The sequence below is a fragment of the Streptomyces sp. NPDC006430 genome (assembly GCF_040612395.1).
In the GTDB taxonomy this organism is placed as follows: domain Bacteria; phylum Actinomycetota; class Actinomycetes; order Streptomycetales; family Streptomycetaceae; genus Streptomyces.
Genome location: NZ_JBEXQA010000016.1, coordinates 108,604 through 122,924 on the forward strand (window position 1 = coordinate 108,604; position 14,321 = coordinate 122,924).

Consider the following 14,321-nt stretch of genomic DNA (forward strand, 5'->3'; position numbering starts at 1 on the left):
GCGGTGCCAGCCGCCGCAGTGGCGCCGTATGCGGCGCCGGCAGGCTCGCCGCGGCTCGGAAAGTTCACCTGCCGCCGGCCGGTACGAGGGCGAGCACCGCCATCGCCCGGCCCAGGGCCCGCCGGTGCCCGGGCCACAGGAGCGCCGGAACGACCGGACCGCTCGCGAGTCCGCGGACACCCGGGCCGCCGCCCCGCCCGGGCACCACCGTCCGCTGCCCGCACGTACGTCCGTCCGACGGCGAGGTCCGACGCGGAACTCGGTGTTTCGTGCGCGGCCTGCGCCGGCCACCGGCCTCAGGCCGCAGTAGGACCGTCAGCACTCCACTCCAGCCATGAGCACACCCTGCGGCGCACGGCCCGGGCTCCCTCCCCCGGCCCCGGGGTGCCCGTACCCAAGGAGCCGCCGCCCGTCACGGCATTGGCTGTGGCGGGCGTGCCCCCTGGTACTGGCCGCTCGGCCGCATGCGCAGCGGCCGCTCCTGGTACTCCTCCAACGCGTGCGCGATCCAGCCGGCCGTACGGGCCACGGCGAACACCATCTCCCCGGCCTCCGCGGGCATCCCGCAGGACACCGTCAGCACCGCCAGCGCGAGATCCACGTTGGCCTGCAGTCCTGCGCCCTGCCGGGCCATTACGGCCGCCACCTCGCGCGCCGCGCCAAGGGCGCCGGCGGCCTGCGTCAGCCCTTCCAGGCGGGTGAACAGTGCCGCGGCCCGCGGGTCCTCGCCCCGGTACAGCCGGTGGCCCAGTCCCGGCACCCGCCGTCCCGCCCGCAGGTACTCCGCCACCACCGGGGCGGCCCCGCCGCGCTCCAGCACCTCCGTCAGCATCCTGTGCGCGAGCCGTCCGGCGGCGCCGTGCAGAGGACCCTCCAGCACTCCCAGCCCGGCCGATACGGCCGCGTACGGATGGGCCCTGGCCGAGGCGGCCACCCGTACGGCCAGTGTCGAAGCCGCCAGGTCGTGGTCGACCAGCAGTCCCAGAGCCAGGTCGAGGACGTCCAGGGCGTCCGGATCCGGCGCGTGCGCCGTCAGCCGGGGCCATAGCTGCCGGGCCGTGCGCCCGTCCCCGGCCCACGGCTCGGCACCCAGGACCGGCAGGGAGCCGACCAGGGTGGGGACCAGGCAGCGGGCGGAGCCGAGTACGGCCTCCTCGGAGAGGTCGAAGCGCAGCGGATCGACCACCGCGGCGGCGGCGACCGCCACGCGCAGCCGGTCGACCGGCCCGCTGTGCTCCGGCAGGGCGTCCACCGCCCGCCGGGCCGCGGCGAGGGCCTCCGGGGGAGCGGTGAACCGGGCCCCGCGGGGGATCGTTCCCGTCCAGAGCCACTCGGCGACTTCCTCGTAGGGGTAATGCGAGGCCAGGTCCACGGCGTCCACGCCGCGGTAGTAGTACCGGTCGGACTCGATGAGCGTGAGGGACGTACGAACCGAGAGGTCTCCGGCCGGGGCGGCTGCCTCGCGCCGGGTGCGCCGGGCCAGCGCCTCCACCTCGGCCGCGTCGAAGCTGCTGCCCCGCCCGACGGTGTCGCGGCGGCTGCTGAGCTGGCCGCGGCTGACGTAGGCGTACACCGTTGCCGGCTTCACTCCCAGCAGCCTGGCCGCTTCCTGGGTGCTGAGCCTGCGCCCGCCGTCCCTGTCGTCGTTCATGACGAACACCCTACATATATTGATTCAATCAATATTGACAAGGATTCAATCCATCATGGATGGTCCATTCATGAACACCACCATCGATGTGCCCCGCGGTCTTGCGGGAGTCGTGGTCACCGAAACCGAACTCGGTGACGTCCGAGGCCGTGAGGGCTTCTACCACTACCGTCAGTACTCGGCCGTCGAACTCGCCGGCAGCCGCAGCTTCGAGGACGTGTGGCACCTGCTGTTCCGCGGAGCCCTGCCGGTGGACGCCGCCGAGCGGGCCGCCTTCGCGGCTGAGATCGGCCCCCTGCGCCGGCTGCCCGACACGGTGCGCGAAGCCCTGCCCGCACTCGCCCGGGCGACAGCCCTCTCCGGCCCGCTCGCCGGGTTGCGGACCGCGCTCTCACTGCTCGGCGCCTCCGCCGGCTTCCGCCCGGTGTACGACCTCGACCCCGAGCGGCGGGCCGCCGACGCGCTGGCCGCCTGTGCCGCCGTACCCACCCTGCTCACCGCATTGCACCGACTGGGCCAGGGGCTCGAACCGGTCGAGCCGCGCGCGGACCTGCCGTACGCCGCCAACTACCTGTACATGCTGACCGGAGAGGAGCCCGACCCGGCCAAGGCACGGGCCGTCGAGCAGTACCTGATCGCCACGGTCGACCACGGGTTCAACGCTTCGACCTTCACCGCCCGGGTGATCGCCTCCACCGGCGCGGACGTGGCGGCCTGCCTGGTCGGGGCGATCGGCGCGCTCTCCGGCCCGCTGCACGGCGGCGCACCCAGCCGGGCGCTGGACACCCTCGACGCCATCGGCACGGCGGACCGCATCGATCCGTGGATCCGCGAGCGGGTGCTCGCCGGGGACCGGATCATGGGGTTCGGCCACCCCGTGTACCGGACCGAGGACCCGCGCTCGCGGATGCTGCGCGACATCGCCCTCCAGTTCGGTGGCCCCCTGGTGGACTTCGCCGTGGAGGTGGAGCGGCACGTCGAGGCGATCCTCGCCGAGCTCAAACCGGGCCGTGAGCTGCACACGAACGTGGAGTTCTACGCGGGCGTGGTCATGGAGTTGTGCGGGCTGCCGCGCGAGATGTTCACCCCGACCTTCTGCGCGGCCCGCGTGGTCGGCTGGAGCGCGAACATCCTCGAACAGGCCGCCGATTCGAAGATCATCCGTCCGGCCGCCCGGTACGTCGGCCCGCCCCCACCGCAGCCGGTTCCGCTGCTCGGCTGACTACCATCGGCGGCGTGAACAGCAGTCAGCCCGTGCAGCCGCTCCCGTCCGTTCAGCCAGCGACGCCGTCCGTGCCGTCCGTCCAGCCCATTCCCGTCGTCGTCCTGGCCGGATTCCTCGGATCCGGCAAGACGACGCTGCTCAACCACCTCCTCGCCCATCGGGGAGGCACTCGGATCGGGGTCGTCGTCAACGATTTCGGTTCGATCGAGATCGACGCGATGTCGGTGGCCGGTCAGGTCGGCGACTCGATGGTCTCGCTCGGCGGCGGTTGCTTGTGCTGCGCGGTCGACGGCAGTGAGCTCGACGCCTACCTGGAGAAGCTCTCCGCGCCCGTCCACCGGATCGATGTCATCGTCATCGAGGCGAGCGGGCTGGCCGAGCCCCAGGAGATGATCCGGATGCTGGTGGCCAACGAGAACCCGTCGATCCGGTACGGCGGACTGGTGCAGGTCCTGGATGCGGCGGAGTTCGATGCGACCCGGGCCGCACATCCGGAGACCGACCGCCACCTGGCCGTCGCGGACCTGGTGGTGCTGAACAAGGCCGACCGGGTGGACACGGCCGAACTCGCCAGGATCGAGTCCGAGCTGACCGCGCTCTGCGCCGGCACGCCAGTGGTGGCCGCCGACCACGGCCGGATCGACCCGGAGCTGCTCTTCGACCGGCGCCCGTGGACCGAGACCCGGGGCCAACTGTCCTTCGAGGACCTGCTCTCACAGGCCGCGGACCATGACCAGGCGGACCACTCCGGACATGCGCACACCCTCTACGAGAGCACGGAGTTCGTGTCCGAGCAGGCCCTGAGCCCGCGCAGGTTCATCGACTTCCTGGACCGTCGCCCTACCGGGCTGTACCGGATCAAGGGCTTCGTCCACTTCGGCGTCCCCGGCCACGAGGAGCGCTATGAGGTCCACGCGGTCGGCCGATTCCTCCGCTTCGTGCCGGGTCCCTGGGGCCGGGGCGAGCCGCGCCGGAGCCAGCTGGTCCTGATCGGCTCCGGCACCGACGGCCCCGCCCTGCTCCGCGAACTGGAGGCCTGCCGCGAACGGGCTCCGCAGCTCGCACCGCCGGAGAGCATGTGGGGTGTGCTGCGCTACGTCGACCGCCCCGTGGCGGCCGGCACCGAGCCCGAGCCCTACGCCGAGCCCGATTGCGAAGACGTGTAGGACGCGGCACCCACGCGGCACCGGCCCAGCCCGACACGACCGGCCGGACACCCGCCCCGTCCCCGCTCCGAGGCCGCGCTGCTCAGGCGACCTCGACCCCGTACTCGCGCAGCAGGTCCTCCAGGCCCCCGCGGTAGCCCTTGCCGCCGATCACGAAGTCCCAGTCCCCGTTGGCGCGGCGCCGGAACGAACCGAGGACCAGGGCCGTCTCGCCGGCGCGGCCGTCGGAGACGTCCAGCCGGCCGAGTTCCTCGCCGCCTGCGGACAGCAGGCGGATGTGCGCGTCGGTGAACCCGGCCAGGTCGGCGTGCGGGTCGGCTTCCGGGTCGATCGCGGCGACGAGGATCAAACGGTCCGCGGGCTGCGGAAGGGCGTCGAAGGACACCTCCAGCGCGGCCCGGTCGGGCGCCGCGTGCGCACGGGCCCGCACCGACCCGTCGGGAGTCTGCGGGTTGTTGAAGAAGACGAAGTGCTCCTCGCTGAGCACCCGACCGCCCTCGCAGACGAGTGCGCACACGTCCAGTGCGACGGACCCGGACCAGTACATGCCGAGTACGTTGTGCTCCGCCGCGGGCCCGGGAGCCCGTGGCGCCGGGACCGCGGGAGTCGCCGCGCCGCCGCCCAGCCGCCCCCGCAACCCGTACTGGTGGAGCAGCTCCACGAGCTCGGCCCCGGGAACCAGTTCCAGCGGCTTGCCGTTGGCGAAGGTGTACGACGTGGGTCCGAAGGACGCGGTGGTGACCAGTACCCCCTTGTTCGCCCCCTTGTCCTGGACCGTGCCGTACAGATCACGCACGGCCGTCGGAGGCACCGTGTTCCGGTAGCGCTTGACCTGCACCACGATCCGCCCGCCCCGGATCGGTGCCGGGTCCAGAGCCTCCACGTCCACCCCGCCGTCGCCCGACCGCTGCGTGGTCACCGCTTCCATGCCCATCGCCCGGAACAGCTCGGCGACCAGATCCTCGAAGGCGATCGGGTCCATCGAGAAGAGGTCCGGCTCGTCCTCATCGTCGCCGGCGTGCCCGCCGTGGCTGACGACCCCTCCGCCGACCTCGCCCGGCCTGCGTCCGGGGCGTACCGCGGTCAGCTGGTCGGGCCGTGCCGACAGCTGCCCGTGCAGGCCGTCCACCAGGCAGTCGACGGCGCTCACCTGCTCCAGGCGGAGCCCGGAGAAGTCGGTGCGCGCCGCCGACACCGTGGCCAGGACGATTTGCGCCTCCCGGCCCGTCACCGGATCGTGGTCGTCCACGAACCCGTTGACGACCACCGAGTCCAGCACGCCGAACTCGTCCGCCGCGTACAACTCGCGCAGTACCAGCAGGACGCACTGGGCCAGCAGGTCCCGGTACAGAGCCCGCCGCTGGGTGGCCGGGCGGGCCGCCTCCTTGTCCTGGTCCGTACTCGGCAGATAGCGGACGGACTTGGCCTCCGGTACCACCGCGTACCGCGGCAGCTCCCAGTCCACCACCAGCTGGCGCAGCATCGGGTCGTAGGCGGCGGCCACCTGCCTCGGCAGTTCCTCGGGCCAGGCGGTGGAGGCGTACAGGGCGGCGCAGAAGTATTCGACCGCGGCCTCGGCGTCCCCGGCCCTCAGGGCGCCGGCCAGTTCGTCGAGCCCTCCGTTGTGGCGGCGGATCGCGGCCGACTGTTCGGCTGCCCAGCGGTCGTACTGCTGGCGGTACTCCGCCAGCTGCTGCCGGCGCCGGGCCTCCGCTGCGTGGGCCGCCTGCCAGGCCTCGGTGTACCGGGCGTGGGCCTCTCGCTCGGCCTGCGCCCGCCGGTTCGAGCCGAGCGTCCAGCCACTCTGCTGCTGGAACTGCTCCAGCTGCGGCATCGCTACGGGGTGCGCCAGGGCGCCCGGAGCGAAGGGTTCGAGCCGTTCGGAGCGGACCAGCGAAGCCATCCGGAACGCCGGCGCCCGGCAGCCCTCGGCCAGCAGGCCCTGCAGCCGGGCGACCTCCGCCTCGATCAACTCGGTCCGCCGCCGTGCCTGCGCCTCGCGGTGCTGCCGGTAGGCGGCCTGCTGCTCACGCTCGCTGCGCGCCACGTCCCGTTCGTACGCCCGCTGTCGCCGCTCGGCCTCCCGCTGTTGGACCAGCTGCGTCCGCTGCTGTCGCCGCTGGGCCTCGGCCCAGTCCCCGATCAATCCGCCCGACCGACGACTCATCAGCTGTGCACTCCCCCCACCAACACCAAGAGGGAAAACACTAGTCGGCATTCGGGTGGTACGTCCCGCGGGTCGTACCACCCGAACGCCCTCGTACGTCCTACAGCGCGGCCCCCGCCAGAGCGGCGACGACCGCGGGCAGTGCGGCCCCCGAGCCGTCGCGGCGCGGGTCCACGGCCGGCAGCTCGGCCGGGGTGCCGTTCACCGCCGCCGCGCGGACCGGAGCGTTGCCCGTCCAGGCCAGCACCAACAGGTCCTCGCCCTTCAGGAACCGCTGGCAGCGCACGCCACCGGTGGCCCGGCCCTTGCGCGGGTACTGGTCGAACGGCGTCAGCTTTCCGGACAGCACCGAGTCGTCGAGCGTCCCGTGCGAGCCCGCCACGGTGAACACCAGCGCGTCCCGGGCCGGGTCCACCGCCGAGAAGTGGATCACCTTGGCGTTCTCGGACAGCTTGATGCCCGCCATGCCGCCCGCCGGGCGGCCCTGCGGACGTACCTGACCGGCCGGGTAGCGCAGCAGCTGGGCGTCGTCGGTGATGAAGACCAGGTCTTCCTCACCCGTGCGCAGTTCGACCGCGCCGACGATCCGGTCACCGTCCTTGAGGGTGATGACCTCCAGCTCGTCCTTGTTCGCCGGGTAGTCCGGGACGACCCGCTTGACCACGCCCTGCTCGGTGCCCAGGGCCAGGCCCTGCGAGGACTCGTCCAGCGAGGTCAGGCAGATCACCTTCTCGTCGGCCTCCAACCCGGAGAGGAACTCCGAGACGGGGGCGCCGCCGGCCAGGTTCGGCGCGGCGTGGGTGTCCGGCAGCTGCGGAAGGTCGATCACCGAGAGCCGCAGCAGCCGCCCGTACGAGGTGACCGCGCCGATGTCGGCCCGGGCGGTCGCCGCGACCTGGGAGACGATCAGGTCGTGCTTCGCGCGGGCCCCGCCCTCCTGCTCGGGCAGCGGCTCGCCGGTCACCGTGCGTGCCAGCAGACCCGTCGAGGACAGCAGCACTCGGCAGGGGTCGTCCGCGACCTCCAGCGGAACCGCTCCCACCTGCGTGCCCGCCGACTCCAGCAGGACCGTACGGCGCTCGGTGCCGAACTTCTTGGCCACCGCGGCCAGTTCCGTGGACACCAGCTTGCGCAGCTCGGTGTCGGAGTCCAGGATCCCGGTCAGCTCGTCGATCTCGCCCGTGAGGCGGTCGCGCTCGGACTCCAGCTCGATCCGGTCGAACCGGGTGAGCCGGCGCAACGGGGTGTCCAGGATGTACTGGGTCTGGATCTCGCTCAGGGAGAAGCGCTCGATCAGCCGCTCCTTCGCCTGCGCCGAATTGTCGCTGTCCCGGATGATCCGGATGACCTCGTCGATGTCGACGAGGGCCACCAGAAGACCTTCGACCAGGTGCAGTCGGTCACGCCGCTTGCCGCGGCGGAACTCGCTGCGCCGCCGCACGACCTCGAACCGGTGGTCGAGGTAGACCTCCAGCAGCTCCTTGAGGCCCAGGGTCAGCGGCTGGCCGTCGACCAGCGCGACGTTGTTGATGCCGAAGGACTCCTCCATCGGCGTCAGCTTGTACAGCTGCTCCAGTACGGCCTCGGGGTGGAAACCGTTCTTGATCTCGATGACCAGGCGCAGGCCGTGCGAGCGGTCGGTGAGGTCCTTGACGTCCGCGATGCCCTGGAGCTTCTTGGAACCGACCAGGTCCTTGATCTTCGCGATGACCTTCTCGGGGCCGACCGTGAAGGGGAGTTCGGTGACGACCAGGCCCTTGCGGCGCGCCGTCACGTTCTCCACGGTCACCGTCGCACGGATCTTGAAGGTGCCCCGGCCCTTCTCGTAGGCGTCCTTGATCCCCGACAGGCCGACGATCCGGCCGCCCGTGGGCAGGTCCGGACCCGGCACGAAGCGCATCAGCGCGTCCAGGTCGGCCTGGGGGTAGCGGATCAGGTGGCGGGCGGCCGCGATGACCTCGCCCAGGTTGTGCGGGGGCATGTTGGTGGCCATGCCGACGGCGATCCCGGAGGCGCCGTTGACCAGCAGGTTGGGGTAGGCCGCGGGCAGCGCGACCGGCTCCCGCTCCTGGCCGTCGTAGTTGGCGGTGAAGTCGACGGTGTCCTCGTCGATCGACTCCGTCATCAGCGACGTGGCGTCCGCCATCTTGCACTCGGTGTAACGCATGGCGGCCGGCGGGTCGTCGTTGCCGAGCGAACCGAAGTTTCCGTGGCCGTCGACCAGCGGCAGCCGCATCGAGAAGGGCTGTGCCATGCGCACGAGCGCGTCGTAGATCGACGCGTCACCGTGCGGGTGCAGCTTGCCCATGACCTCGCCGACGACGCGGGCGCACTTCACGTAACCGCGGTCGGGGCGCAGGCCCATCTCGTTCATCTGGTAGACGATGCGCCGGTGGACCGGCTTCATGCCGTCCCGGGCATCGGGCAGGGCGCGGGAGTAGATCACCGAGTACGCGTACTCGAGGAAGGAGCCCTGCATTTCGTCGACGACATCGATGTCGAGGATCTTCTCCTCGAAATCCTCCGGCGGCGGGGTCTTCGTGCTGCGGCGGGCCATCGCTGCGCGGCTCCTTAACCAAGAATGAAGGTGTGCTGGGGGGTCTGGCTGGGGTTCTGACGGGCGTTGTCGCGGACCATTGTGGCCCGAGGCACCGACAACGCCGACTCCGACCCTGGGGGTCCCCCCCCGGACGGAGTCCTGGGGGAGCACGAGCCGGGAACTTCTCCGGTGCCCGACACGCTTGCATACAGTGGCAGGTCTGACGGAAATCTCTGCATCGCGATCGAAGGGACCACATGCCCATGGGTCACACGGCCACAGCCCAGGCCGGCTCCGGCGGCCTGACAGCGACCGAGCACCGGCTGGCCAACGGCCTGCGCGTGGTGCTCTCCGAGGATCACCTGACCCCGGTCGCCGCGGTCTGCCTCTGGTACGACGTCGGCTCGCGCCACGAAGTCAAGGGACGGACCGGCCTGGCTCACCTCTTCGAGCACCTGATGTTCCAGGGTTCGGCGAGCGTACCGGGCAACGGCCACTTCGAGCTGGTCCAGGGTGCCGGAGGCTCCCTCAACGGCACGACCAGTTTCGAGCGCACCAACTACTTCGAGACCATGCCGGCCCACCAGCTTGAGCTCGCCCTCTGGCTGGAAGCCGACCGGATGGGGTCCCTCCTGGTCGCCCTGGACGACGAGTCCATGGAGAACCAGCGCGACGTCGTCAAGAACGAGCGCCGTCAGCGGTACGACAACGTCCCGTACGGCACGGCCTTCGAAAAGCTGACGGCCCTGGCGTACCCCGAGGGTCACCCGTACCACCACACCCCCATCGGCTCCATGGCCGACCTGGACGCTGCGTCCCTGGAGGACGCGCGCGCCTTCTTCCGTACGTACTACGCGCCCAACAACGCCGTGCTGTCGGTCGTGGGCGACATCGACCCCGAGCAGACGCTCGCCTGGGTCGAGAAGTACTTCGGCACCATTCCCGGACACGACGGCAAGCAGCCGCCGCGTGATGGGGTGCTGCCCGAGATCATGGGCCGGCAGCTGCGCGAGGAGATCGTCGAGGAGGTTCCGGCCCGCGCGCTGATGGCCGCCTACCGGCTCCCGCACGACGGCACCCGCGAGTGCGACGCCGCCGACGTGGCGCTGACCGTGCTCGGCGGCGGCGAGTCCTCCCGGCTGCACAACCGGCTGGTACGCCGCGACCAGACGGCCGTCGCCGCCGGTTTCGGCATGCTGCGCCTCGCCGGCGCGCCCTCGCTGGGCTGGCTGGACGTGAAGACGTCCAGCGGGGTCGAGGTGCCCGACATCGAGGCGGCCGTGGACGAGGAGCTCGCGCGGTTCGCCGCCGAGGGCCCGACGGCCGAGGAGATGGAGCGTGCCCAGGCGCAGCTGGAGCGCGAGTGGCTGGACCGGCTGAGCACGGTGGCCGGCCGCGCCGACGAACTGTGCCGCTTCGCCGTGCTGTTCGGCGACCCGCAGCTCGCGCTGACCGCCGTCCAGCGCGTCCTCGACATCACCGCCGAGGAGGTGCAGGCCGTGGCCGCGGCCCGACTGCGCCCGGACAACCGCGCGGTGCTGGTGTACGAGCCGCTCACGCCAGAGGCCGACGAGAACGACGAGAACGAGGGGGCGGAGCAGTGAGCGACACCGCAGCCGTCACGATGACCTTCCACCCGCAGCCGCAGGCCGGCCAGGCCAAGCCGTGGGCCTTCCCGGCTCCCGAGCGCGGCTCGTTGCCCAACGGCCTGACCGTGCTGCGGTGCCACCGTCCGGGGCAGCAGGTCATTGCGGTCGAGGTCAACCTCGCCGCCCCGCTGGACACCGAGCCCGAGGGCCTGGACGGCGTGGCAACCATCATGGCCCGCGCCCTGTCGGAGGGCACCGACAAGCACTCCGCCGAGGAGTTCGCGGCCGAGCTGGAGCGCTGCGGTGCGACGCTCGACGCGCACGCCGACCACCCGGGCCTGCGGGTTTCCCTGGAGGTTCCGGCCTCCCGGCTGCCCAAGGCGCTGGGCCTGCTCGCCGAGGCGCTGCGCGCGCCCGCCTTCGCCGACAGCGAGGTCGACCGGTTGGTGCGCAACCGGCTCGACGAGATCCCGCACGAGCTGGCCAACCCGCAGCGCCGCGCCGCCAAGGAGCTCTCCAAGCAGCTCTTCCCGGCGGCCCTGCGGATGTCCCGCCCGCGCCAGGGCACCGAGGAGACGGTCGCCCGGATCGACTCCGCGGCCGTACGCGCCTTCTACGAGGCCCACGTGCGCCCCGCCACGGCCACCGCGGTCGTCGTCGGCGATCTGACCGACATCGACCTGGACGCCGTACTGGCGGACACCCTGGGCACGTGGACCGGGAACTCCGCCGAGGCGCTGCCGGTCCCGCCGGTGACCGCCGACGACACGGGTCGCGTGGTCATCGTGGACCGGCCCGGTGCCGTCCAGACTCAGCTGCTCATCGGCCGGATCGGACCGGACCGGCACGACCGGGTCTGGGCGGCGCAGGTGCTCGGCACGTACTGCCTGGGCGGCACCCTCACCTCGCGCCTGGACAAGGTGCTGCGCGAGGAGAAGGGCTACACGTACGGCGTGCGCGCGTTCGGGCAGGTGCTGCGCTCCACCGCCGACGGCAAGGGCGCTTCGATGCTCGCGATCAGCGGTTCGGTGGACACCCCCCACACCGGCCCGGCGCTCGACGACCTCTGGAAGGTGCTCCGCACCCTCGCCGAGGGCGGCCTGACCGACACCGAACGGGACGTGGCGGTGCAGAACTTGGTGGGTGTGGCCCCGCTGAAGTTCGAGACGGCCGCGGCCGTGGCCGGCACCCTCGCCGATCAGGTCGAGCAGGAGCTTCCGGACGACTACCAGGCGCAGTTGTACGCGCAGCTGGCCCAAACCGGCACGGTGGAGGCGACTTCGGCGGTCGTGGCCGCGTTCCCGGTGGACCGTCTGGTCACCGTTCTCGTGGGCGACGCCGCACAGATCGAGGAACCGGTGCGGGCGCTGGGGATCGGTGAGGTGACCGTCGTCGCCAACTGACGGACGACTCAAGGGGTTTCGGCGGCTTGTCCCCCGGAGTCCCTTTTGTCTGTTTAGTGGAGAGGCTGCGCGTATGTGGTGTGGCGTACGCAACAAAATGCCGCCTCTGTTTGGCGATTGACTGATGATCCGCCTAGCGTCGGCCGTGCTGTCCGTCAGTTGTACGCGCCGCACCCGCGGCACCGGGCAGCGATCGCCGAGTCCCCGTCAGGCGCGAGCCTGGGGAGCCGGGGACCCAAGTGTCCCTGGGGTGAATCGGGCCGCCTCCTCGGAGGAGCCCGTAGGAGACCTTCCTGCTCCGAACCCGTCAGCTAACCCGGTAGGCGAGAAGGAAGGAAAGGATCAGCCCCTTCATGGCGTATGGCAGTCGTGCCGCCGGTAAGCACCGTGGTTCCAGTCGTCTGAGCCGCAAGACCGCCGGCTTCGCCGGCATAGCCGCCCTCGCCACCACCGGTGTCGTCGGCTCCCTCGCAGGCCCGGCTTTCGCCGCGTCGGACAAGGCCCCCTCCATGGAGGACACCGGCCTGAACGCCGTCGTCACCGCCGAGGACCTCCCGGTGCAGATCGAGGCCCAGGCCGAGGCCCAGCAGCACGCCGCCGAAGCCGCGGCCGCCAAGGCGAAGGCGGAGGCCGACGCGAAGGCGCGCGCCGCCGAGGCCAAGGCGAAGGCCGAGGAGAAGGCGAAAGCCGAGCGCGAGGCCGCCGAGCGCGCCGCCCGCGAGGCGGAGCGCAAGCGCCTCAACACCTTCGTCGCCCCGCTCGACGGGTCCTACATCAGCACCCAGTACCACGCGGGTGGCGGCATGTGGTCCTCCGGCAGCCACACCGGCATCGACTTCCACGCGGACTCCGGCACCTCGGTGCACGCGGTGGGCATGGGCACCGTGGTCGAGGCCGGCTGGGGCGGCGCGTACGGCAACAACGTCGTCATCAAGCACAACGACGGTACGTACACCCAGTACGGCCACATGCTCTCGCTGAGCGTCTCCGTCGGCGATCAGGTCACCCCGGGCCAGCAGATCGGGCTGTCGGGCTCCACCGGCAACTCCAGCGGTGCGCACCTGCACTTCGAGGCCCGCACCGGCTCCCAGTACGGCTCGGACATCGACCCGGTCGCGTACCTGCGCCAGCACGGCGTCGACCTCTGACCGCAGCACTCCACTGAAGGCCCCGGCTCCCCGAGCCGGGGTCTTCGCGTTGTGGCTGTAAATATCTCCGATTTTCGGCCGCGCTCGGAAAATTTCGCGTATTGCAATAGAGTCCCAGTACGATCCCAACACGGTCGCGGCAATGGCGTCGGAAATCGGAAATAGGCGGAGGTCCGGACTTGCGTATTCCTGCGCACGCGGTATGCACAGCAATCCGCGACGACATCGTCTCCGGGGTCTTCGAACCGGGCGGCAGACTGACCGAAGAGGTCCTGGCCCGCCGGTACGGAGTCTCCCGCGTCCCGGTCCGCGAGGCCCTGCGGACCCTGGAGTCCGAGGGTTTCGTCACCACGCGGCGCCATGCGGGCGCCTGCGTGGCCGAACCCACCGAGCAGGAGGCCGCCGATCTCCTGGAACTGCGGATGCTGCTCGAACCCCTGGCCGCCGCCCGGGCCGCCCGCCGGCGCACCGAAGCCCACCTCAAGGTGTTGCGGGGGCTGGTCAGGCTGGGGCAGGAGCGGGCCAGGCGTGGGCAGGGGGAGGATCTGCGGGCCCTGGGCGGTTGGTTCCACGAGACCCTCGCCCAGGCCTCCGGCAGCCCCGGGCTGATCGCCTTGCTCGCGCAGATGCGGCACAAGGTCGCCTGGATGTACGTCGTGGAGGCCCCGGCGCGGCCCGTGGAATCCTGGGCGGATCACGGGGCGATCGTGGACGCCGTGGCGCGCGGCGACGCGGAGCGGGCCCGGACGTTGACGGCGATCCACGCGGAGCGGGCGAGCGGGGCGCACCGGCTGCGAGTGAGGACTTCGCAACATGCCGTAAACACGGCGAGCGGTCCGCATTAACAAATGCCGCGTATTAATGTCGGAGGCGGCGGCCTCATTATTTTCTCCGCGCCGCTTTCTTCGCGCGGATCGCACGAATTCCCGTCGTGTCCGAATGGGCTGTCGAGCGGGGTGGAAAGCGGGGGAGCGACGAAGCCGCGACCATCGGAATGCCGGTGGTCGCGGCTTCGTCGCACGCCCGGGACGAACCCGAAGGGCCCGAAGGGTCAGACGGTCTCGGGGAGCTCCTCAAGACCCTCGGCGACCAGCTTCGCCAGGCGGTCCAGTGCGGCCTCGGCGCCTTCGGCGTCGGACGCGAGGATGATCTCCTCGCCGCCCTGGGCGCCCAGGCCCAGCACCGCGAGCATGGACGCGGCGTTGACGGGGTTCCCCTCGGCCTTCGAGATGGTCACCGGGACGCCGGAAGCGGTCGTCGCGCGGACGAAGATCGAGGCGGGACGAGCGTGCAGGCCCTCGGCCCAGCCGACGTTGACGCGGCGCTCTGCCATGGTGATGCCCTTCAGGTTCTTACGGTTGTCTAGACCAGTCTCTCACGACGCCTTCGATGCTCCGACCGACCTTCGGCCCGGATCCCTCGCCGTTCGACCC

At 71.4% G+C, this 14,321-nt stretch carries 10 protein-coding genes and 1 riboswitch; of the genes, 6 read left to right on the forward strand and 4 right to left on the reverse strand.

From position 1 onward, the window contains the following. Positions 1 to 412 precede the first annotated feature (412 nt). Entirely contained in the window at positions 413 to 1,651 is a 1,239-nt protein-coding gene (locus tag ABZZ20_RS22765) for a citrate synthase (protein ID WP_356872298.1), read from the reverse strand. A gap of 55 nt (positions 1,652 to 1,706) precedes the next feature. Here ABZZ20_RS22765 and ABZZ20_RS22770 point away from each other — a divergent pair, with 55 nt between their 5' ends. Together ABZZ20_RS22770 and ABZZ20_RS22775 are read left to right on the forward strand one after the other, a co-directional pair. After that, entirely contained in the window at positions 1,707 to 2,873 is a 1,167-nt protein-coding gene (locus ABZZ20_RS22770) for a citrate synthase/methylcitrate synthase (protein WP_356872300.1), read from the forward strand. A gap of 71 nt (positions 2,874 to 2,944) precedes the next feature. Further along, entirely contained in the window at positions 2,945 to 4,042 is a 1,098-nt protein-coding gene (locus tag ABZZ20_RS22775) for a GTP-binding protein (RefSeq protein ID WP_356872376.1), read from the forward strand. Positions 4,043 to 4,124: 82 nt separating this feature from the next. Here ABZZ20_RS22775 and ABZZ20_RS22780 read toward each other — a convergent pair whose 3' ends face one another. After that, entirely contained in the window at positions 4,125 to 6,209 is a 2,085-nt protein-coding gene (locus ABZZ20_RS22780) for a restriction endonuclease (RefSeq protein WP_356872302.1), read from the reverse strand. Between the two features lie 100 nt (positions 6,210 to 6,309). Then, positions 6,310 to 8,766, reverse strand: coding sequence for a DNA topoisomerase IV subunit A (locus tag ABZZ20_RS22785; RefSeq protein ID WP_356872304.1), 2,457 nt, complete (start codon positions 8,764 to 8,766; stop codon positions 6,310 to 6,312). Between the two features lie 245 nt (positions 8,767 to 9,011). On the opposite strand from ABZZ20_RS22785, the gene ABZZ20_RS22790 reads away from it, so the two are divergent. From ABZZ20_RS22790 to ABZZ20_RS22805, 4 genes are all read left to right on the forward strand, one after another. Then, entirely contained in the window at positions 9,012 to 10,352 is a 1,341-nt protein-coding gene (locus ABZZ20_RS22790; RefSeq protein WP_356872306.1) for a pitrilysin family protein, read from the forward strand. A gap of 20 nt (positions 10,353 to 10,372) precedes the next feature. Continuing rightward, a complete protein-coding gene (locus ABZZ20_RS22795; RefSeq protein ID WP_356872378.1) occupies positions 10,373 to 11,740 on the forward strand; it encodes a pitrilysin family protein in 1,368 nt (455 codons plus the stop codon). A gap of 184 nt (positions 11,741 to 11,924) precedes the next feature. Continuing rightward, positions 11,925 to 12,080: riboswitch (cyclic di-AMP (ydaO/yuaA leader) on the forward strand. A 13-nt stretch (positions 12,081 to 12,093) separates the two neighbouring features. Then, positions 12,094 to 12,888 carry a M23 family metallopeptidase gene (locus ABZZ20_RS22800; RefSeq protein WP_356872308.1) on the forward strand — a complete coding sequence of 265 codons (795 nt, stop codon included), beginning with the start codon at positions 12,094 to 12,096 and terminating at the stop codon, positions 12,886 to 12,888. Positions 12,889 to 13,067: 179 nt separating this feature from the next. Next, complete coding sequence (locus ABZZ20_RS22805; RefSeq protein ID WP_356872310.1) at positions 13,068 to 13,733, forward strand: GntR family transcriptional regulator; 666 nt, start codon at positions 13,068 to 13,070, stop codon at positions 13,731 to 13,733. A gap of 206 nt (positions 13,734 to 13,939) precedes the next feature. Here ABZZ20_RS22805 and ABZZ20_RS22810 read toward each other — a convergent pair whose 3' ends face one another. Beyond that, positions 13,940 to 14,221 (reverse strand): HPr family phosphocarrier protein, encoded by a 282-nt coding sequence (locus ABZZ20_RS22810; protein ID WP_356872312.1) that lies wholly within the window; start codon positions 14,219 to 14,221, stop codon positions 13,940 to 13,942. Positions 14,222 to 14,321: the final 100 nt, after the last annotated feature.

Bases quoted from the DNA above. Each gene is read 5' to 3' on its own strand.
- ABZZ20_RS22785 (WP_356872304.1), bottom strand. From the start codon at position 8,766: ATGGCCCGCCGCAGCACGAAGACCCCGCCGCCGGAGGATTTCGAGGAG.
- ABZZ20_RS22790 (WP_356872306.1), top strand. From the start codon at position 9,012: ATGGGTCACACGGCCACAGCCCAGGCCGGCTCCGGCGGCCTGACAGCG.
- ABZZ20_RS22770 (WP_356872300.1), top strand. From the start codon at position 1,707: ATGGATGGTCCATTCATGAACACCACCATCGATGTGCCCCGCGGTCTT.
- ABZZ20_RS22795 (WP_356872378.1), top strand. From the start codon at position 10,373: ATGACCTTCCACCCGCAGCCGCAGGCCGGCCAGGCCAAGCCGTGGGCC.
- ABZZ20_RS22810 (WP_356872312.1), bottom strand. From the start codon at position 14,221: ATGGCAGAGCGCCGCGTCAACGTCGGCTGGGCCGAGGGCCTGCACGCT.
- ABZZ20_RS22765 (WP_356872298.1), bottom strand. From the start codon at position 1,651: ATGAACGACGACAGGGACGGCGGGCGCAGGCTCAGCACCCAGGAAGCG.
- ABZZ20_RS22800 (WP_356872308.1), top strand. From the start codon at position 12,094: ATGGCGTATGGCAGTCGTGCCGCCGGTAAGCACCGTGGTTCCAGTCGT.
- ABZZ20_RS22780 (WP_356872302.1), bottom strand. From the start codon at position 6,209: ATGAGTCGTCGGTCGGGCGGATTGATCGGGGACTGGGCCGAGGCCCAG.